The following is a 21578-nucleotide window of genomic DNA, read 5'->3' as shown; positions in this document are numbered from 1 at the left end:
TTGTAAACCACCCTTGTATTATTGTTAAAGGTATTCTTATAATTTATAAGTGATTCCGATTCTACCTCCACTTACAACATTTCCTCCACCAACTTGAAGGTTTATTGCAAAGTTATCATCGAAGAAATAGCGACCACCTATTTGTAAACCAAGTCCAAAATTATCGGAACCACCGTAATCAAAAGTCTCTCCGTCAAGTTTGGTATTCCAACTAAAATAATTCAAATTAGCTCCTGCATAAACATCCCATTGACTTGAGATTTCTAATACTTCGTTAAAATGGTAATTTCCATTTGCTTGAATTCCGAAGATAGAACTATTGAAGTCACTGCCTAAACCGCTACCATGGTTATATTTTTGATATGATATTTCTCCTCCAACAGTAATATTCGTAGCTACGCCGACTTCTAATCCTGCATAAATAGGTATTCCCCATCCTGAAAATCCGAATCCTGCATTTGCTTGAAGACTTCCTTTTTCTAATGGTGATTGTGCGTACGTAAAGCCAATTGTAAATAAGGCTAATAATAAAGTGATTTTTTTCATGGTTAACGTTTTGATTAACAATTAGTTAATTAATGTTGTTTTGATAATTAAATTGTAAATATCTGCGAAAGATAATTAAATATTTTAATTGTAAATATCTAAATGTATATATTGGAATAAGAAACTCATTAGAGTGCTATAACTTGCTCAATTATTAATTTCAGTCATTAAAACCAATCTCTTAAAATCATTTGAAAAAGTGAAATATAGGCTGTGTGCTTTTATTTAATCAATTTTAAGTTTGACCTATACTTTTTCCAAAGTTGGAAGAATCCAATAAATAAGCCGATAATACCACCAAGATAACTGAAATTATGTACTGTTCCTGCTCTTAAAAATGCATATGGGTTAGTCATTTTTTGAAGGGAATCATCAATGATTTCTCCGTAACTAGGAAAATTAACGGCTTCATAATATCTTTCCGGTTGCCATTGAATGTAAGCAACCAGAATTCCAATTATACCAAGCGTTATGGTAGCAATGAGAACTGTACCTAAAGCTTTAAATCTATCTCTAATAGTGAGTATGTCATTCCATATCCATACAGTTCCGAGTATGACCCCGATAATAAGTCCCATCCACCAAGTGGAATTCCAGCCAATTATACTAGCACCTAATCTAGCAGGTTCAATATAATATTCAGGTAGATGATGTTGAATAAATTTAAGAAGGGTAAAGTACTCACTGGATATGGTATATGTAATTTGATTGTGTATAATTCCATACAATCCAGAAATGACAATAGTTGAAACTATAAAGAGAAATAAATAAATAATTTTTTTCATTGTACGTAACTCCTAACTAATCCCGACCCTCATACAGTTCAATCGCCTTCAAATATTTCATTGCTCCTACCATAGTCAAGTCATTCACAAAACCATCAAGATTTGGATGATTTACTTTTGTCCAATTCACTAAAGAATCTTTCTCTTGATTCCATTCTTGCCAGTTTACACGGATGTATTCTAATTCTTCAAGTCTTGATATTTTATCTGCGGAAAATGAAAGCTTGACTTTAAATTGTAAAGGGTTGTTCTTTAAAAACTCATTACGAATATTCTTTTGACTGATTGTCGCAATAAGGTCTTCGTTCTCTTCAGCCAATTCAAGTATTTCATATGACGGCTTGAAAACTGAATCCCATTTATAGAATTCATAAAAATTACTCTTGTCGAAAGGAGTTACAAAATCACCATTAATCATGGTGATACTATCATGTATTACTCCTTTTATTTTATCGAAGTTGCCTGAGTCAAAAGCTTGGTAATAGATAGTAACAGTTTCTTTGTGACTTAATTTTTTATTACCACAACTAGTAAGGATCACTGCTAAGAATAGGATTAGAAATATGTTTTTCATCTAGGTATTAGTTAATAGATTTTACCATTTCTTTAATCTTCAGTGCTTTTTCAAAATGGTCGAGTTTTTGTTCTAGAATCCACCACTGCGCTATTTCCATTAACAGCTCTGGGTTGTCATTTTTGTTTTTAAAGAATGCATAGAATGAAAGTCCTACATTTTCCCCTTTTGCAGCAATTTTGGCATTGCATACTTCAATGATTTTTGATTTTATCTCTTGATTCATTTTTATTATTACTTCAAAATCTTAAGTTTATGTTTCTGCAATAATCCCTCAAGATTATCTTTTGAAAATATAGCACCTGTCATAGTATTATTATCGGGGTCTATACTAAAGTTTGTGGCGGTACTAAAATCAGCTTTTTGCAAATTGGTTCTCCCAAATACAACTCTTTCTAAGTTGCAATCGTCAAATTTAGACTTACTTAAATCGCAATCGCCAAAATCAGCTTCCTCAAGTTTACAAGACGTAAATACCTGTTCGGCTAATTTTAATTCTGTGAAGATTGTAAAACTTAAATTACAATCAAAAAAAGATAAATCCATCAAAAAGGCATTGCAGGTATTAAAGGCTAGCCCCATAAGTTTACAGTGCGAAAATTTCACTTCTTTAAAAGTGGTATTTACAATATTGGCATTGCTCAAATTACAATCTATAAACTCGCACTCTAGAAAAATTTGGTTGTCTAGATAACCTTTCGAAAAATCACATCCTTCAAAAATGCAATTTTCATATTCTGCTCTAGCTAATCTAGTAGCAGTGTAATTTTCTCCTTTAAAGGTTTTGTCTAGTATAAAGTTCTGCACAGAAGGGTGAATTCTTATTAACGCTAGGAAAGATAAGAAAACAGAATAGGAAATAATCAATTTGGTTATTCTAAGTTTATGGGCTTAATTTTTACGGTTTTAACCAATATCAATTTCCTAAAATGACAAATTGGTTTTAATGTTGGCAGTCCTTTTTTTTTCGCTTTTATCTGGTTAAGTTAGAAGGAGTATGATACACCAAAATAGAGTTTTAAAGCAAGAAATAACTACTGAAAAATTAAAAGAATATTTCCCGAACGGAGCGTTAAAAACATACGCTAAAGGATATGCCATCAGTTATATTCATAAAAAAGTAAGAACGTTTAGATGGCTTATAGAAGGTAGTGTAAACTATTACATTTCACTTGATAATCCTGAAAGTGATATTCTCGTATGTCAAAACTCAGAACCTTTTTCTACTATTGGTTTAAACGGATTCAATACTCCCAAAAGATTTACATATAAAGCTACTGTTGCTTCACCAAAAGCATCATTTTTTGAAATTCCATTTCACGAGCTAGATACGTACTTAAAAAAAGGACATCAGAATATTTTGCTTAAGAATATTGGTTCAAAATTGTACCGTGTATTGCATACAGCCCTAACGAAGCAAACTGAATTATTGAGTCCCGTAAGGTTTCAGCCTTTTGTTGAAGACCGACAGTTTTTTATTTCTCCTGCTTCCGAAAAAGAAGAGATTGTTTCATTAATGCGACGCTCTCCATTTCTAGATTATTTTGAAGAGAAAAATTTAATGGCTTTAGCTGCGTTGGCAGAACGTAGGGAATATGAACCAGATGAAGTTTTATATGTACAAGACGGTTCTAGTAATGGTTTGTTTATTCTTATTCACGGAGAAGTTACAGTTAAACGAATTGAGAACACGATTGAGATTAAACAGCGCTCCATTAAAAATTCCGGCTTTGTATTTGGGTGGTCATGCCTATTGAAGGAGAAAGATATTTGCTCTGCTATTACGAACACAAAGACTTCTGCTTATTTTATTCCTGAAGGCGATTTAATGAAGCTGTTTCAAATTGATGATGCTTTTGAAGGTCAATTTTATCAGCGCTTATTGTGGCTTATGGGCAATCAGCTAAATGCTGCTTTTGTACGTTATGTTGGTTTGTTGGGCAAGCACAATCTGCAGGCCGTTTATCAATTGATAAAGAATAATAAATCTCGCCTATTATTATCATCACCTTTACATCAAGTACCGCATCTACTAAAAAGTAATACCACCAAACAGTTTGCTTATGATGCCTTAACAGGTTTGGTTAAGAATGGTACTGCTCTAGAACGGCATATTGCCTCATTAAGTTTAGAACTGCTGGGCGAAGATCAAAAAGAGCATGAGTTTATAAGCGGTTTACAGCAGATTTATGAGAATGTAGCAGAAAAGAACAGTAATGATGCTGAGCAAAATAGAAAGGTTTGTGCCGAGTTGACCATGAAGGTGTTTAAAAATGTACCCTATATTATTGAAGGATGGGATAATTTGCCTAATGATACCGGTAATATTTTTATTTATAATCACTTAATCAATGACCCACATTATACACTAAATAATAATTTTCAGATTACCCTAGATTCTCATTTTCTAAGTGCCATGGTTTTGTATAAAAAATACGAGGAACCTGGTATTAGAACAGTTAGAATAGGGCAGGGACAAGAATACGGTCATCAGAATTACTACGACAACCTTGGCTATATAAATGTGTATACCAAAGAATCTGATGAAACTTCTAATAATAGAAAAGAAGAGGCAAGAAGTATATTTTACAGTGAAGCATCTAAACATTTAAAACAGAAATACAATTTAATTATAAGCCCTGAAGGCACCTCTTATAGAACAGACGAATCTCCCGGTCCTTTTAAAATGGGCGCTTTTAAATTGGCATTACATACCGATCCAGAGCCGTATATAATACCTGTAGTCATGGTAAATTTTGATCATAGAATTGGCAAATCTTTATACTACTGTGCCATTAAGGAACCATTTTTACTGAGTGAAAAAGTACCTTCTAAAAGCAATGAAGATTTATATGCTTTTATGGAGCAATACCAAGCGGAATATCAAGGCTATGTACAAGAAGCGATCGAAAGAGCTGAACAGTTGAACGTATCTAGTTCGGGTGCCGACAATTTAGAAGAACCGCCTGCTATTTGGTGTAATGAGATCAAAAGACTGAAAAGACGTATCGATAAATTACCGACACAAGAAAATCTAATTACTTTTTATGGGAGCTCTTCGGTACGTTTATGGGTGAATATGAAACGCGATTTGAGTCCGTTTAATGTGGTGAACCTTGGTTTTGGCGGGTCTACATTTGCATGGTGTATTCATTATTTTGATGAGATATTTACAGAGGCAAACCCGTCAAAAATTGTTTTGTATGCTGGAGAGAATGATTTGAATAGTGGTAAAACTCCCCAAGAGGTACTTTCTGGTTGTATGGAATTGGTAGGATTGATAACTAATAAATATCCCGATGCAGAATTGGCGTTGATCAGTTTAAAACCAAGTGTGGAGCGAGAAGCTTTAATTCCACTTATTATGGAGACAAATTTAATGCTGTCTAAGTATTTTATTACCGAACTGAATGCGCAATACATCAATGTTTTTGCACAGATGATTACCACAGATAACAGACCGATACCAGAATTATACCTTTCTGACGGATTGCATTTAAACAAACAAGGCTATGCACTATGGAGTACTGCAATTAAGAAAGCACTACAAGCAGCAGATAGCCTTGAGCTTGAAAATCAATTATAACTATTTATTCGTCTTGTCCACCTTTGCGTTGTGGTGTTCTTGGTGTTGGCCATTCTCCTTTTTCACCAGATCTAGGGTTAATACCTAACACTGCTTTTTCGCGTGATGTTTTCTCTGGATCTTCACAAGCCATATACGTAAGAATAGCTGTTAGAATAGCATTGTTACGTACGTCATCGAATACAATCTTGTCATACGTATCTAAATTTGTGTGCCATGTGTAATTCCAATAATCCCAACTAAGAGAGCTTAACGAAAAAGCCGGAGCACCTGCTGCTACAAACGAGGCATAATCAGATCCACCACGACTAGGTGACCCTGGGAAGGTCGTTTCTATTTCATTTTTATACGTTTCAGGAACAGCTTCTAACCAACGCCCTAAGTAATCGTAGGCATGTAAAAATCCTTGTCCCGATAAACGAACTACACGACCAGTTCCATTATCTTGATTAAAAACAGCTTGTACACCCGCTACAATTTCTGGATGATCTTGAACAAATGAACTAGAACCATTCAACCCCTGTTCCTCGCTTCCCCAATGACCAATTAAAATCGTTCGTTTAGGATTCGGATATACTTTTTTAAGAATACGAGCAGCTTCTAACATGGTAATTGTTCCTGTACCGTTATCCGTTGCTCCTGTTCCACCATCCCATGAATCGAAATGAGCAGAAAGAATTACGTACTCATCTGGGAATTCGGTACCAGGTATGGTTGCAATAGTATTAAAAGTAGGTACTATGCCTAAGTCTTTAGATTCCGCTACTATTTTAATTTTAGTGTCGGCACCATGTTCTACCATTCTGTACAACATTCCATAATCTTCTAAAGAAATATCTACTGCGGGAATTTTATCGGTACCTGCGCTAAATATTTTATTGGCTCCAAAACCTTCAGACCATCTTGATTGTGCAATACCAACTGCGCCTGCTCTTTCAAATGCAGAATTGATATTTCTACTCGTGTATCCTGTATTATTAATGTTCTGTCTCCAAATTTTTTCAATAGAATCACGCTCGGTTTTCATTTTTTCGAAGGATGCTTTAGTTGCATATTCTTCCCAGTTTTCATCTGGTCTACCTGTAGGTTGTAGCATGCTCACCATAACTATTTTTCCTTTTACATTCGGAAGCCATGTTACAAAAGATAAGGAGTCTTTGAAACTAGGCAATGTGATTAAAGATGCGGTAACACCTTTAGAACTTGTGCCTGGGTTCCATGCCAATTGTGTGGCATGAAGCGAAGCTACGCGTGGCGATACCATATCTACGTGCGTGATGCCTCTTTGCCAACCTTTCCAAGTTCCCCATTGTTGGTTTTCGGCAGAAATACCCCATTTTTTATAGGTATTTATTGCCCAGTCATGTGCTGTTTTCATTTCTGGAGTACCTACTAGTCGTGGTCCATTAAGGTCCATTAATTCGTAAGCTAATTGCTCTAATTGCGAGTTTTCAACACCTTCTTTTTCAATGGCATTAACGATGTCTTCGGTGGATTGAGAAAATCCGAAAGTGGCGCATAATAAGTATGCACCAAAGAGTAGTCCTTTTTTCATGTTCAAGATAGTTTGTTAGTTGAACTAAGGTACTAATTTAAGGGTAGAAGATTGCTGTTAAAATTTGTCTGATTTTTGAAGGAAGAGGGTAAGCTTTCCTTAATTAAATACGACCATCCTGCCTCGCCGCTTTCTCTTTTAAATTCTGGAATATGTGTTGGAAAATCTTTTGTGATTTCGCTTGTGACCTTAAGTAGTGTTTGTTATTCCTTCTCACATAGTTCAAATGTAGAGATGCTTTCTCCAGGGTATTCATTGAAGGTCCAAGTGTAACTGATTCTAGATTTTGGAATAGCGGCTGTTACAATCCAATTATGAGTAAAGTTTCGTCCACAATTCGTTATTAAAAAGCTAGTTTTAAAAGAAACCTTCGGCTTAAAATCAGGAATAGCATTAAAATACCATTGCCGCATATCATCCACATTGGTTAATGCTTTCCATACCTGTTCAATTGATGCATTTAGAAGTTGCTCAATATGTATGGATTGATTGTCTCTCATAAACTATTATTTAAGCTTTTTGTCTAATGCTAAAATAGTCTGCAATAATACATTGGCACCATTTGCCATGTCAACCGCAGAGGTAAATTCTTTAGGAGAGTGACTAATGCCATTTTTACTGGGAACGAATATCATACCCGTTGGTGCAATAAGTGCCATGTCTTGGGCATCGTGACCAGCGCCACTTGGCATTGACTTGTAACTCAATTCAAGAGATTGAATACTTTTTTCAATTTCAGATTGTATGGTTGAATCCATAATAGCAGGGTCTGCCGTAGTATCCAATTTTTTAAAGGAAATTTCAACTCCCGATTCAATACTAATTTCTTCCGCTCTTTTTTCGATAGCAGTATATACCTTTTCAATAATCTCAGACGACAAATCTCTAATTTCAAGACTCGTAATCACATGACCCGGAATTACATTGGGCGCGCCTGGTTCTGACTTTATTCTACCTACCGTAGCAACTTGTGTGCCATCGAAACTTGTGGCAACTTCATTAACGGCAATGATAAATTTTGAGGCTGCTAAAAGCGCGTCTTTTCTAGCATTCATTGGTGTTGTGCCGGCATGGTTGGCAAAACCGTTGAATTGAACATCCCACCATTTTAATCCTACAATTCCTTTTACAATACCAATCTCTAAATTTTCTTGTTCAAGAGTACCACCTTGTTCAATATGTAGTTCTATAAAGGCAGCAACATCTCCTTTTTTACGAGCAACTTCTGCAAGTCTGGTGGTATCTCCACCTAATCTCATCATACCTTCGCCAATGGTATACCCTGTTGAATTTTTAACCGAAAAAGCACTTTCTTTCAAATGTCCGGCGATTGCCCTACTACCTACAACACCACCTTCTTCATTAGAAAAAATGATAATTTCTAAGGGGTGTTTTGTTTTAACGTTGTTTTCATCAAGCACCTTAAGAACTTCTAAGGAAGCCATACTGCCAACACAGCCGTCATAATTACCACCATGCGGAACGCGATCTATATGTGAGCCAAATGAAATTGGTTTCATATTTGGTTTTGTCCCTTTTCGTATTCCAATAACATTGCCGGCAAAATCGATATGAGTTTCAATATCTATGGCTTTTAATTGCTCAATAACCCATTGCTGGGCTGCAACATCGGTATCACTAAAAGCAACGCGTTCTGTTTCGCCATTTTCTTGAATGCCAAACTGTGCAAGATCTTTAATTCGTTTCTCTAATCTGTCTTGATTCACCGAGATTTGAGCAATACCGAATAAAGGACTAACAATTAAAAGTAAAATAATTATATTCTTATATTTTTTCATGATCCTATATGGTAAAGCGTTTTTATCTCTCTTGGAATATTTCAAAAATGGTGTATACTATTGAGATGTAGTATACACCTAATAATTTATGTATTAGAATTTTGATAAGTTAACCTATCCATTCTATTTTTCTGTGCGATCCATCGCAAAATGGTTTGTTTTCTGAAACTCCGCAACGACAAAAACCAGTGGTTCCTTCTTTTGCGACAATTTCGCCCGATGCTAATTGAATTTGTAAGTTTCCTTTAATTTTTAGGGGTCCGTTATTAGCTACAATCATTTCTGTAATGCATTGGTCTTTGTTTTCTTCCATAGTATTTTTTTAAAGTATTATAATAATGTATTAAAAGTGAAATAACATCCTTTATTTGGAAAGCACAAGTTATCACAATTTTAAATTGAAATTTGAGGTTGTATATTTATTGCTGAAAAAAACGGATTAAAATTTATAATCAAGGTCAAAAAATAAATGAAAAAGGAGTTAAATATTGAGGAATGGAATAGGGCTGGTCATTTTAATTTTTTTTCGCAGTTCAGCGAGCCTTTTCATGGGGTAACCGTAAAAGTGAACTGTTCTAAAGCCTATGATTTTGCGAAAGAATCTGGCAACTCTTTCTTTCTGGTTTATTTACACAGAACGTTAAAGGCTGCCAATGCCATAACCCCGTTTAAATATAGAATTGAAGATGATAAGGTATTCGAGTATGATCATGTGCATGCATCGCCAACCATTGGTAGAGATAATGGCACCTTTGGTTTTTCGTATATCGAATATAAAGAGTCTTTCATTGAGTTTAGAGACGCAGCTAATGAAGTGACTGAAGAGGTTAAAAAATCAACGGGATTAGAATTGCCCGAATGCGGTATCAACGTATTACATTGTTCTAGTATGCCGTGGCTAGATTTTACATCGGTTTCTCATGCACGACATTTTGAATTTGCAGATAGTTGCCCGAAAATTTCATTTGGTAAAATGACGGGGGATGGTGAGCATAGGTTTATGCCTGTATCAATACATGTACATCATGCTTTAATGGATGGCTATGAAGTAGGTTTGTTCGTTACCGAGTTTCAACGACTAATGTCACTAGAAAGAGAAGTTTAGATAAAAAATAAATAATGTGTCTGTAGATTATAGTTGGGTAGGCAATTGCTCATTTGTTGCCGTTTTAAAGCTTAAGATGAACTCTGTTCCCTTATTAATTTCACTTTTACAGCTTATTTCGCCACCGTTCATTTCTACGAAATCTTTAGTTATCATTAAACCGAAACCAGTACCTTTTTCGCCAACTGTGCCTTGCCTTACTTCTGGTGCGCCATTGCTTCCAGATGTGTTTTGCCAATCGGTATTCATGCCCAATCCAAAATCTTTTACCCCTATTGTAACTATATCAGATGTGCAGTTGGAGGACAATATTATTTTTTGACCTTCCTTACTGAATTTTATTGCGTTAGAGGTCAGATTACGGAGAATGACTTTTAACATGTTTTCATCAATAAAAAGTTCCCGACAAGAAATTGCTAGTTCTATTTCTATACCCTTTTCATCGGCCATTCTTTTAAAATCCTTCTTTATGGATTTGAATAGGGTATCTAAATCGCATACTGTTCGATTTAAGGTGACACCTTCTAGTTGATTATAAGACCAGTCGAGTAACACGTTAACCATAGAAATTCTATCCGTTACTTCGTTTTTTAATTTTTTTGTAATCTCTTTTAGTTCACTTTCCTCCAACTGACTTTCTATCATTGCGATAATCGTGCTAACGTTATTTAGCGGTCCTCTTACATCATGAGTAAGTAATGAGAACAATTTGTTTTTAAGCTTATTTACTTTTTCAAGTTCCCCGTTTTGGTATTCTAAATCTTGCTTTGCTATTTGTAAATGTTGGGTTTGTTTTTCAACTTCTGTAGTAAGTTTGCTATTAGCTTCAATCTGAATTTTTATAGTATTATCTTCAATAGATTTATACTTGTAGCTAACCAAAATGGAGAAAAGAACTAATTGAAAAGTCACAAGAATAGACGTTAGTAATATAACAAGGTCGGTATCTACATTAAAATACTTTTGTGAAAACCATGCTCCTATATAAAGAAATGAACCGAGCAAATAAGGTGTGTAAGAATACAAATAATATTTATTAAATTTTTCAGCTGTATACAAACGTATTCCTGAAAATAAGCTGAGAAGTGCTGTTGATAAAGCTATGATGGCAGCGAACAACACTAGAGAACTGTTTAACCAATCAATTTTAGTTATTATGTTATTTAGAATGTGCAAACCAGGCAAACAAATCATGATTATTGCAAATACTTTATAAATTGTAGCTAATGTTGGGTGGTTGTTTTGAGAAATGTTCAGGTAGCTTTTTGTAAACATTAATAATCCAAAAGTTGAAATCATTGCTGTGGTAAGTGAGGTTTTATCAGCGATTAATATAACCTGATCACTAAAAGAACCGTCGATGATGAGAGATAAACTCCAATGTAAAGTCAATCCGAAAATTAAAATAAAATAGTACAGTAGAATTTTATGCCTCAAAACTAGAAATGATAATAGGTGGTATATACCAAAAACGCCAAAAATAGACGTAAAGACAATTGTTGTTAAATACCTAAAATCAATGATATCCATATATAAACTATAAATTTATTAAGTGGGGAGATATGAATCTGAAATGCCCTTTATCATCTCTGCTCTTTGAATTTATAATTTTTTATTGAGAATGAGCCAATGTTAGGTAGGCTTCTTTTTATATAAGTATTAAATTCATTTATATGTTTAGTAAGATGTGATATTGTTTTAAGATTGAATAATTTGCGCAAAATTTGATTCATATTAGAATGGTAAAGTTAGAAGAGCAGCTTAAAAATCCGGTTTGGTATTCCTTAAATGAAACACATAAAAAGTTTGTTGTTGTATATGACGGCGTTCAGTTTTATGATCAAGAGGTGTGTACTTTTGGATCTTTTTTCGATGAATCAAAGACAGAAAAAGCTTCCGGTCAATATATAAAAACTACAGATAGTTTCTTTTTCGTTTCAGAGAATCAGACTCCGCTAATAGATGAAACTAAAATTGTTCTAGAGAAGAAAATTGATGGTTGCCAAATGGTGTTGAAAGAACTTCCAGATGTTTCGATAACAGAAGATATTGTCTTACTGACCGATGAGCATATTGATGAAGTGTATAACTTAATCTGGTTAGTAATGCCTGGTTATTATCGTAGAAGGACTTTTGAAATGGGTAATTATTACGGAATTTTTAAAGACGGGAAATTAGTTTCAATATCTGGTCAGCGAATGCAAACAAATCTTTTTATAGAAGTAAGTGCGGTGGTAACACATCCAGATTATACCAGAAAAGGATTGGCAAAACAACTTATCACTCATACTACAAAAGAGATTTTAAAAGTAAATAAAACACCTATTCTACATACCAATAAGGGAAATTTGGCTATACCACTTTATCAGAAATTAGGATACGAATTAACCAGAGATATGAACTGGTGGTTGTATCGTAAAATTTGATTAATTAGATTTTCTATGGTTGATGTTTTTGGTTTTGTTTTGCATTTTTCAACTATTTAATAAATTATTCTATTTTTTATTTCATTTTGATATGTTATTAAATAACTGTATAACAGTATTATAAAAGTTTATAAACGACTGTAAACGATAACAAACGAAAGTAAGCGTTTGCATACCGATTAATCCTTCAATGCTGTTCTAGGTTTGCAGTGTCGAGTCACATTGGCTTGATAGTATGAACTGTTAAACCATAAAAATTAGAGAGATGAACGCATTAAAAAACAAAGTACAGTTGATTGGTAATTTAGGACAAGACCCAGAAGTCGTAAACTTAGAAGGTGGTACCAAATTGGCTAAGTTTTCTATCGCCACCACAGATAGTTATAAAAACGCTAAAGGTGAAAAAGTTGATGATACCCAATGGCATAATATTGTAGCCTGGGGAAAAACAGCTGAGATTGTAGAGAACTATTTAACCAAAGGAAAACAAGTTGCCGTGGAAGGTAAACTTACCCATCGTTCTTATGAAACAAAAGAAGGTGAGAAAAGATATATTACAGAAATTAGGTGTAATGAGTTGTTGATGTTGGGGAAGTAGATTGATACGTCTTCACGAGGGAGTACGACGAAGTAATCTGTAAGTTTGGTACACGAAATTGGCAGATTGCTTCGTGGCTCGTAAAGATCTAATCCTGTGAAAACATCTGCTAAAGACAATTTCAAACACTATTTTTGCAAAACATGATTACAACAGAAAAAGACTTAATACCATTATTAAAAAAGCATTTTGGTTACGATTCATTTAAGCCGAATCAATTATCAATAATTGAAGATGCACTTAGTAAAAAAGATGTGTTGGCGATTATGCCAACTGGTGGTGGTAAGTCTCTTTGTTATCAGCTGACTGCATTAGCTTTAGAGGGAACTGCGATTGTGATTTCGCCTCTAATTGCTTTAATGAAGGATCAAGTAGATGTTTTAAAAGCTAACGGAATTGCTGCCGAATATTACAATAGCTCTCAGACCCAAGAAACACAGCAAGAGATCCTTGGAAAATTGGAGAGAGGGGATTTGAAACTATTCTATGTGGCTCCAGAAAGTCTGGGCTTTTTTAATAACATTCTTGGGAATTTAAAAATCAGTCTGTTCGCTGTTGATGAGGCTCATTGTATTTCTTCTTGGGGACATGATTTTAGACCTGCATATACTCAACTTGGCGGATTAAAAAGAAGGTTTCCGAATATTCCGGTAATGGCACTTACGGCTACTGCCGATAAGACCACTCAAGACGATATAGCAGATCAATTACAAATAACGAATGCTGAGCGTCATTTGGCATCATTCAATAGACCTAATTTATATCTTGATGTAAAACCTGCTCAAGATCGAATAAAACATATTCTCGATTTCTTAGATGATAGACCGAACGAAAGCGGAATTATCTATTGCCTTAGTCGAAAAAGTACAGAATCTATTGCCGAGAAATTACGTAATGCGGGTTTTAAGGCCAAAGCGTATCACGCAGGTATGTCTTCAGATGAACGCTCTACTGTTCAAGAAGAATTCATTACCGATAAGGTGCCTATTATTGCAGCAACCATTGCTTTTGGTATGGGTATCGATAAAAGTAATGTGCGTTGGGTCATTCATTATAACCTGCCAAAGAACATAGAAGGGTACTACCAAGAAATTGGTCGAGGTGGTCGTGACGGTTTACCTGCCCACGCGTTACTATTTTACAGTTTTGCAGATGTGGCTCAATTACGTAGGTTTATTACGCAAAGTGAAAATGCAGATGTTGAATATGCTAAGTTAGAGCGTATGCAACAATTTGCAGAGGCATTAAGTTGTCGTAGAATAGCGCTGCTAAATTATTTTGGAGAGCAGGTAACTGAAGGTTGTGGCAATTGTGATATCTGTAATGCTCCACCTGCTTATTTTGACGCTACATTATTGGCGCAAAAAGTATGCTCTGGTGTTGCTAGGTTAAAAGAGCGAGAACCAATGGGTATGGTTATCGATGTTTTAAGAGGTGCGCAGAATGCTCAAGTTCTAGAAAAAGGCTATCAGAATATCAAAACATATGGCGCCGTAAAAGATGTCTCTTGGTTAGACTTGCAGCAATATGTTATTCAATTATTGAACCAAGGGGTACTAGATATTAACTTCAGGGAAGGTGCAAGACTCGGATTAACTGAACAGGCAAAGCAAGTTTTGTTTTCTGGAAAAAAAGTTCAGTTAGCAGTATTGCAAAAGGAAGCAGAAAAGAAAAAGGCTGCAGCAAAATCACGAACTACGAAAACAAATTTATTCGAAAAGCTTCGTTTACTTAGACAACAAATTGCAACGGAACAGAATGTACCTGCTTATGTTGTTTTTGGGGATGCGAGTTTGAAAGATATGGAGGCTAAACTTCCAAAAAATAGAGAAGAGTTTATGCAAGTCTCTGGAGTAGGGCAGGCGAAGCTAGAAAAGTATGCAGACGTGTTTATTGCTGAAATCACTAAAAACGCCCCTGCTAAGAAATCAAAAAAAGCAACTCATGACCAAACTTTTGAACTGTTTAGTAAAGGATCTACGGTTTCTGAAATCGCTACGTCAAGAAATTTGTCCGAGAATACGATATACGGACATCTAATGAAAAAGCATGCCGAGGGTGAGGATCTCGATTTAAATCAGTTTGTTGATTCAAAAGAAATAGCTGAAATAGAAAAGGCAAAATCTGAACTTACAGACGCCACAGGTCTAAAAGACTATTTTGAATTCTTTGAAGAGAAAATGCCGTATTGGAAAATTAAGTTTGCGCTGTATATGTTAGATTCTTAAAAATGGATATTTGTCAGCGTTAAAAGTTAACGGTTACACCCATTTGCCTCGGATCGAAATTAAGATTCCAGCTCATCAATGTCTTATGATCATTGTATTTTTCATCGTACATTTTGTCTAGATATCTATCTATAGATTCTACGGTTGCAATACATATGGCAAACGCAAAGACCATATCACTTAAGTAATGTTGACCATCCCAAACACGAGAAATATCTGGAATAGCGCCTAATGTGTAAATACCTGCTTTTACTCACGAATTTTTAAATTGCTTTCCTATTGCATATGCATTGGTAAAGGCAAGCAAAGCATGCCCAGATGGGAACGAATGAACGTTTCTGCTTGAATTGAATGGGTCAAAGGTATCTTTGCCCAACTCAGCTAATGGCCTTGCTCTGCCCACTACAGATTTTAATACTTGTTGCAGCAGTCCTGCAGAAGTAGCTGATGATATTAATAATACTCCAGTTCTTCTTAATTTTTCGTTTTTGGTAATTAATCCTACAGCATATACTCCAGAAGTCGCAATATAATTATTAGCGGGACTTCCATGTATTTCTCCATAATCACGAATTACTTGTGGGACTCCTTCTTTATTGTTTCTTATAAATTTAGAGGTATTGTCATCTGCTAAATATATAAGCCCTGTAACACCTACCATAGCACCAAAGTGACACCACTGTTTACCTTGCCAATGTAAAGGTTTGGTGTATGAGTAACCAACTCCTTTGAACATATTTCCGACATCATATTTAAACATGTTCCACCTTGTCTCGGTAGAATCCTTTGCAAAATCTTGAGCATGAATCGAGAAACAAGATATTAGACCTAATAGGATTATTAAATTTTTCATACTACAAATTTAAAATTCTACTAATTGAAAAATTAATTAAAAGCAAACAATGTTTAACTCTAAAACTCTTGAAAAGCTTAAAAATAGAGTTTCTGTGCCAATCGAAATGTATTAGCATGCGCTTCAACTATAATTTTAATGTCAGGTGAATAACCGCCGCCCATACTACATTGTACGGGTATGTTTAGGTTGTGACATGTAGTTAAAACAAATTCATCCCGTTTTTTACACCCTACTAATGTCAGTGCAAGAGTACCTAATTTATCACTTTCTAAAATGTCAACACCACTTAGGTAAAAAATGAAATCTGGTTTTACCGTATCTATTAGTTTGGGTAAATTTTCCTTTAGAATTGAAAGATATGTTTCATCAGTAGTTCCTTTCGGTAAGGGAATATCCATGTCTGACTTTTCTTTTTTAAACGGATAATTACTTTCACCGTGCATAGAGAATGTAAAAACTGCATCGTCATTCTGAAATATTTCGGCCGTTCCGTTTCCTTGATGTACATCTAAATCTACAATGAGAATCTTTTTTGCAAGACCTTTGTTCAATAAGTATTTGGCGCCAATTGCTTGGTCGTTCAACATGCAAAATGCCTCACCATGATCGCTATAGGCATGATGTGTTCCACCGGCAATATTCATTGCAATTCCATATTCTAAGGCAAAATCGCATCCTTTTATCGTTCCATCGGCAATAATACGTTCTCGTTCTACTAAATCTTCCGAGAGTGGGAAACCTATTTTTCGAGCCATTTTGGGCGAAATCATCATATTCAACAAATCATAGAAATACTCGGGGTCGTGAACAGCTACAATATGTTTGTCATTTGGGATGTCTGGTTCAAAGAAATTTTCTTCGGTGCAGGTGCCTTCATGAATTAATTGCTGTGGTAATAGCTCATATTTTTCCATAGGAAAACGATGCCCCTCTGGTAACGGATGTTTGTATATAGGATGATTTGCTATTTTCAGCATCAGTTCAATTATTTATGCAACTTTAATTGAATACGTTTTCTAGCAACATCCACATCTAAAACCTTTACAATAATCTGCTGATGTAAATGCACATGTTCATTTACATCTTTTACAAAAGAATCAGAGAGATTAGAAACATGAATTAGTCCACTTTCTTTAATACCGATATCTACAAAACAACCGAAGTTGGTAATGTTATTTACAATACCCGGTAACAATTGCCCGCTATGTAAATCAGTAATCGATTTAATGGTTTGGTCAAATGTAAAAACCTTGGCTTTTTCTCTACGATCTAATCCTGGTTTTTCAAGTTCAGAACGAATATCTTCTAAAGTAGGCAGCCCGACCTCATTGGTGCAATATTTTTGAAGATCAATTTCTATGAGTAAAGTTTTATTTCCTATCAATGATATAATTTCTGTTCCTTTATCTTTCGCCATCTGCTTGACTATACCATAACTTTCTGGGTGTACGGCAGAATCGTCAAGCGGATTCTTAGCATCTTTTATTCGTAAAAAGGCTGCGCCTTGCTCAAATGCTTTACCGCCTAAACGTGGAACATCCATAATATCTTTTCGGCTTTTAAAAGCACCTTTTTCTTTTCGCTGAGCAACAATATTCTCGGCTAATTTCGGGCCAATACCAGAAACATAACTTAATAACGGAACGCTAGCGGTGTTGATGTTTACGCCCACAGAATTTACACAACTTTCAACAACCGTATCTAGTGAGTTCTTTAATTTGCTCTGATCAACATCATGTTGGTATTGCCCAACACCTATAGATTTTGGATCAATTTTTACCAGTTCGGCAAGGGGATCTGCCAAACGTCTGCCGATAGAAACGGCTCCACGAACAGTAATGTCGTAATTTGGGAATTCATCTCGCGCAATTTTAGAGGCGGAGTAAATAGATGCTCCGGCTTCACTTACTACAAATACTTCGACCGGGTCATTAAAAATCACCTTCTTTACAACTTGCTCAGTTTCTCTTGATGCCGTACCGTTACCAATGGCAATAGCTTCTATTTTATATGCATTTGTTAATGAACTCAATTTCTTTATGGCGCCACCAATATCGTTTTGTGGCGCATGCGGATAAATAGTTTCATTATGTACCAAGTTACCTTGGGCATCTAAACAAACCACTTTACAACCCGTTCTAAAACCTGGGTCTATGGCAAGAATACGTTTTTCGCCTAGAGGTGCACCCAATAATAATTGTCTTAGATTATTAGAGAAAACAGCAATTGCTTCATCATCTGCTTTTTCTTTTGCTGCTTTTAATAGTTCGTTAGATAAGGATGGAAAAAGCAATCTTTTATAGGCATCTGCGAGGGCTAGTTCGATTTGCTGTCCACAGGCATTGTTTGTTTTTATGATTCTATTTTCAATTCTATCTAATAAGCGTTCATCATCCAATTCAATTTTAACCCTTATGAATTTCTCTGATTCTGCACGTAAAATGGCTAATAAGCGGTGCGACGGACATTTGTTCAATGGCTCGCTCCACTCAAAATAATCTCTGAATTTCTGAGCCTTTTCATCATCTTTTTTGGTGCCAATTACTTTGGTGCTAATAATGGCAAATCGCGCTAATTGAGATCTTATGGCACTTCTTATATCTGTACGCTCATTAATCCACTCAGAAATGATGTGGCGTGCTCCTTCTAAGGCATCATCTTCGTTTTCTATGGTTGAATTAAGGTATTTGGAAGCTGTGAACTCAATATTGTCATCACGTTGAACCATAATGATTTTTGCTAAAGGCTCTAATCCGTTTTTACGGGCTACTTCAGCTTTGGTTTTTTTGCTCTTTTTGAATGGGAGGTATAAATCTTCTAACTGAGTAAGGTCTTCAGAATTATTGAACTTTTGTTTTAGCTCAGCCGTTAATACGCCTTGTTCGTCAACAGCCTTTATAATCGCTTTTTTTCTCTTTTCTAATGCTTCAAACTGTTCTTTGAATTGAACGATTGCACCAACTTGTACTTCATCTAAATTACCGGTTCTTTCTTTACGATATCTTGATATAAAAGGAATGGTGCAATCAGCATTTAAAAGCTCAATAGTATTTTGAATTCCCTTCTCAGGTAGCTGGGTATATTTAAGTATGTAGGGCAGTAATTGCATGTAAAATCGTTTAGAACTTTTAAAAATACCCATTATTAGGTATTGAAATCAAGCAGTGGAAGGTATTTGTGTAGATTTTAATATTCTTTCTTTTCTTTTTTTGAAGATTTATGGAGATCACCTTAAAACTATAATTACGCATGTAACAGGGTTTTATTTAAAACAAGAAGCCTTGGTGAATATTCACCAAGGCTTCTTAAATTGATTAAAATTGTTCTCTAGTTAATCCCTTCCCCATTACCAACACTATCCTCATCTGGGTTAACAAACACCAATTTACCATCGGTATTTTCAGTCATTAAAATCATGCCTTCACTATCAACACCACGTAAAGCTCTTGGTGCTAGGTTGACCAAAACAGTAACTTTTTTACCGACTATTTCTTCTGGTTTATAGCTTTCTGCAATACCAGAAACTATAGTTCTAACGTCTAAGCCAGTATCTACTTTTAAAACTAAAAGCTTCTTAGCTTTTGCCATTTTTTCAGCTTCGATAATAGTACCAACACGCATATCTAGTTTTGAAAAATCATCGAATGTAATGGTATCTTTTTGCGGCATTAGTTTTTTGTTTTCGTTTTCGTTCGCTTTTTTAGTTGCTTCAAGTTTATCTAGCTGGGCTTGAATTTCGCTATCCTCAATTTTTCTAAATAATAGTTCTGCTTGGTTTATTTGATGTTCAGGTTGTAATAATGCTTCTTTTGTTGAAACATCATTCCAATTTAGACCATCACCTGCGCTTAAATCGATATTTAGAATATTTTTAAGCTTATTAGATGTAAACGGTAAAAATGGTTCACTTAGAACAGCTAAACCAGCCGCAATTTGTAAAGCAATATTCATAATTGTTTTTACACGTTCTTCATCTACCTTAATTACCTTCCAAGGTTCTGCATCGGCTAAGTATTTATTACCTAAACGTGCAAGATTCATAAGTTCTTGACCTGCTTCTCTAAAACGGTAGCGTTCAATAGAGCTTGAAATTATTCCTGGATATTTTGATAATTGTTCAAGTGTCTCGTTATCTACATCGGTTAAGCTTCCTGCAGCAGGTATTTTGCCATCGTAATACTTATTGGTCAATACCACGACTCTGTTAATGAAGTTACCTAAAATGGCTACTAATTCATTATTGTTACGTGCTTGAAAATCTTTCCAAGTGAAATCGTTATCCTTAGTTTCTGGTGCATTTGCTGTTAATGTGTAACGCAGCGAATCTTGCATTTCAGGAAAATCTACCAAATACTCATGTAGCCAAACGGCCCAGTTTTTAGAAGTAGACAGCTTGTTTCCTTCTAAATTCAAGAACTCATTTGCTGGTACATTTTCAGGTAGAATATAACTACCTTCTGCCTTTAACATTGATGGGAAAATGATACAGTGAAAAACAATATTATCTTTCCCAATAAAGTGAACTAATTTTGTGTTTTCATCTTTCCAATAGGGTTCCCAATCTTTTCCTTCACGGGCAGCCCATTCTTTGGTAGATGATATATAGCCTATAGGTGCATCAAACCAAACATATAGTACTTTGCCTTCACCACCTGGTACGGGTACTGGTATGCCCCAATCTAAATCTCTAGTTACGGCTCTTGGTTCTAATCCACCATCGATCCATGATTTACATTGTCCGTATACATTTGGTTTCCAATCGTCTTTATGACCTTTAAGAATCCAATCTTTTAAAAATTCTTCATACCTATCTAATGGTAAAAACCAGTGCTTGGTTTCTTTAGTTGTAGGTATGGTTCCTGTAATGGTCGATTTCGGATTTATTAAATCGGTGGCATTTAAACTAGATCCACAATTTTCGCATTGATCGCCGTATGCCTCTTCATTTCCGCATTTAGGGCAGGTGCCTATAACAAAACGGTCTGCCAAAAACTGTTGGGCTTCTTCATCATATAATTGAGCAGTAGTTTCTTCAATAAAATCTCCTTTTTCGTAAAGATTTACAAAGAATTCTGATGCGGTATCGTGATGAATCTTGGCAGAGGTTCTAGAATAATTATCGAATGTGATTCCAAAGTCTAAAAAAGACTGCTTAATTATTGCATGGTATTTATCAATAATATCTTTAGGGGTTACGCCTTCTTTTTTAGCTTTCATTGATATGGCTACGCCATGTTCATCGCTACCACAGACAAAGGCAACATCTTTGCCAGTTAATCTTAGGTAACGAGCGTAAATATCTGCTGGTACGTAAACGCCGGCCAAATGACCAATGTGTATTGGGCCATTTGTGTATGGCAACGCAGCAGTAATCGTATATCTAGAGGGTGATTTAATATCGGACATCAAAATAAATTAGGCTACAAAAATACTGAATTTGATGGGAGAATTACTAATTACTTAAGATTAGTAGTAAGCTACTAGATGAAAATTTTAACCGTGTCTAACTATGTCGTTCAT

General features: G+C 35.2%; 19 protein-coding genes. 5 read left to right on the top strand and 14 right to left on the bottom strand.

All coding sequences use genetic code 11. The annotated features are described in order from the left end of the window. Window positions 1–36: 36 nt before the first annotated feature. The 5 genes from Q4500_RS03440 to Q4500_RS03420 form a co-directional block, all read right to left on the bottom strand. Window positions 37–546, bottom strand: coding sequence for an outer membrane beta-barrel protein (locus tag Q4500_RS03440; RefSeq protein WP_303598349.1), 510 nt, complete (start codon window positions 544–546; stop codon window positions 37–39). A 221-nt stretch (window positions 547–767) separates the two neighbouring features. Further along, window positions 768–1331, bottom strand: a complete 564-nt coding sequence (locus Q4500_RS03435; RefSeq protein WP_303598348.1) for a hypothetical protein — start codon at window positions 1329–1331, stop codon at window positions 768–770. A gap of 16 nt (window positions 1332–1347) precedes the next feature. Beyond that, complete coding sequence (locus Q4500_RS03430; protein ID WP_303598347.1) at window positions 1348–1905, bottom strand: hypothetical protein; 558 nt, start codon at window positions 1903–1905, stop codon at window positions 1348–1350. A 7-nt stretch (window positions 1906–1912) separates the two neighbouring features. Beyond that, window positions 1913–2131, bottom strand: a complete 219-nt coding sequence (locus Q4500_RS03425; RefSeq protein ID WP_303598346.1) for a DUF6500 family protein — start codon at window positions 2129–2131, stop codon at window positions 1913–1915. Between the two features lie 8 nt (window positions 2132–2139). Then, a complete protein-coding gene (locus tag Q4500_RS03420) occupies window positions 2140–2712 on the bottom strand; it encodes a pentapeptide repeat-containing protein (protein WP_303598345.1) in 573 nt (190 codons plus the stop codon). A 190-nt stretch (window positions 2713–2902) separates the two neighbouring features. Here Q4500_RS03420 and Q4500_RS03415 point away from each other — a divergent pair, with 190 nt between their 5' ends. Further along, window positions 2903–5491 carry a cyclic nucleotide-binding domain-containing protein gene (locus tag Q4500_RS03415; protein WP_303598344.1) on the top strand — a complete coding sequence of 863 codons (2589 nt, stop codon included), beginning with the start codon at window positions 2903–2905 and terminating at the stop codon, window positions 5489–5491. A gap of 4 nt (window positions 5492–5495) precedes the next feature. Here Q4500_RS03415 and Q4500_RS03410 read toward each other — a convergent pair whose 3' ends face one another. The 4 genes from Q4500_RS03410 to Q4500_RS03395 form a co-directional block, all read right to left on the bottom strand. Beyond that, window positions 5496–7046, bottom strand: coding sequence for a M20/M25/M40 family metallo-hydrolase (locus Q4500_RS03410; protein ID WP_303598343.1), 1551 nt, complete (start codon window positions 7044–7046; stop codon window positions 5496–5498). 203 nt (window positions 7047–7249) lie between these two features. Further along, window positions 7250–7546, bottom strand: coding sequence for an SRPBCC domain-containing protein (locus tag Q4500_RS03405; protein ID WP_303598342.1), 297 nt, complete (start codon window positions 7544–7546; stop codon window positions 7250–7252). Window positions 7547–7552: 6 nt separating this feature from the next. Continuing rightward, complete coding sequence (locus Q4500_RS03400; RefSeq protein ID WP_303598341.1) at window positions 7553–8845, bottom strand: Zn-dependent hydrolase; 1293 nt, start codon at window positions 8843–8845, stop codon at window positions 7553–7555. 109 nt (window positions 8846–8954) lie between these two features. Next, on the bottom strand, window positions 8955–9158 hold the full coding sequence (locus tag Q4500_RS03395; RefSeq protein WP_303598340.1) for a CDGSH iron-sulfur domain-containing protein: 204 nt from the start codon (window positions 9156–9158) through the stop codon (window positions 8955–8957). 156 nt (window positions 9159–9314) lie between these two features. On the opposite strand from Q4500_RS03395, the gene Q4500_RS03390 reads away from it, so the two are divergent. Beyond that, window positions 9315–9950, top strand: coding sequence for a CatA-like O-acetyltransferase (locus Q4500_RS03390; protein ID WP_303598339.1), 636 nt, complete (start codon window positions 9315–9317; stop codon window positions 9948–9950). Between the two features lie 27 nt (window positions 9951–9977). Here Q4500_RS03390 and Q4500_RS03385 read toward each other — a convergent pair whose 3' ends face one another. Beyond that, window positions 9978–11480, bottom strand: coding sequence for a sensor histidine kinase (locus tag Q4500_RS03385; protein ID WP_303598338.1), 1503 nt, complete (start codon window positions 11478–11480; stop codon window positions 9978–9980). A 209-nt stretch (window positions 11481–11689) separates the two neighbouring features. On the opposite strand from Q4500_RS03385, the gene Q4500_RS03380 reads away from it, so the two are divergent. From Q4500_RS03380 to recQ, 3 genes are all read left to right on the top strand, one after another. Beyond that, entirely contained in the window at window positions 11690–12376 is a 687-nt protein-coding gene (locus tag Q4500_RS03380; RefSeq protein WP_303598337.1) for a GNAT family N-acetyltransferase, read from the top strand. Window positions 12377–12641: 265 nt separating this feature from the next. Beyond that, on the top strand, window positions 12642–12974 hold the full coding sequence (locus Q4500_RS03375) for a single-stranded DNA-binding protein (protein ID WP_303598336.1): 333 nt from the start codon (window positions 12642–12644) through the stop codon (window positions 12972–12974). Window positions 12975–13117: 143 nt separating this feature from the next. Continuing rightward, on the top strand, window positions 13118–15202 hold the full coding sequence (recQ, locus tag Q4500_RS03370) for a DNA helicase RecQ (RefSeq protein ID WP_303598335.1): 2085 nt from the start codon (window positions 13118–13120) through the stop codon (window positions 15200–15202). A gap of 253 nt (window positions 15203–15455) precedes the next feature. Here the strand turns inward: recQ and Q4500_RS03365 are convergent, their stop codons facing one another. The 4 genes from Q4500_RS03365 to metG all read right to left on the bottom strand — a co-directional run bounded on the left by Q4500_RS03365 (window position 15456) and on the right by metG (window position 21464). Next, window positions 15456–16055 (bottom strand): phosphatase PAP2 family protein, encoded by a 600-nt coding sequence (locus tag Q4500_RS03365; protein ID WP_303598334.1) that lies wholly within the window; start codon window positions 16053–16055, stop codon window positions 15456–15458. 77 nt (window positions 16056–16132) lie between these two features. Then, entirely contained in the window at window positions 16133–17035 is a 903-nt protein-coding gene (locus Q4500_RS03360; RefSeq protein ID WP_303598333.1) for a histone deacetylase, read from the bottom strand. 8 nt (window positions 17036–17043) lie between these two features. Next, complete coding sequence (locus tag Q4500_RS03355; protein WP_303598332.1) at window positions 17044–19167, bottom strand: Tex family protein; 2124 nt, start codon at window positions 19165–19167, stop codon at window positions 17044–17046. Between the two features lie 218 nt (window positions 19168–19385). Next, complete coding sequence (metG, locus tag Q4500_RS03350; RefSeq protein WP_303598331.1) at window positions 19386–21464, bottom strand: methionine--tRNA ligase; 2079 nt, start codon at window positions 21462–21464, stop codon at window positions 19386–19388. Window positions 21465–21578: the final 114 nt, after the last annotated feature.

It is taken from the genome of Maribacter sp. 1_MG-2023 (assembly GCF_030547005.1).
Lineage (GTDB): Bacteria > Bacteroidota > Bacteroidia > Flavobacteriales > Flavobacteriaceae > Maribacter.
This window is presented reverse-complemented; position numbering and strand designations above follow the sequence as displayed.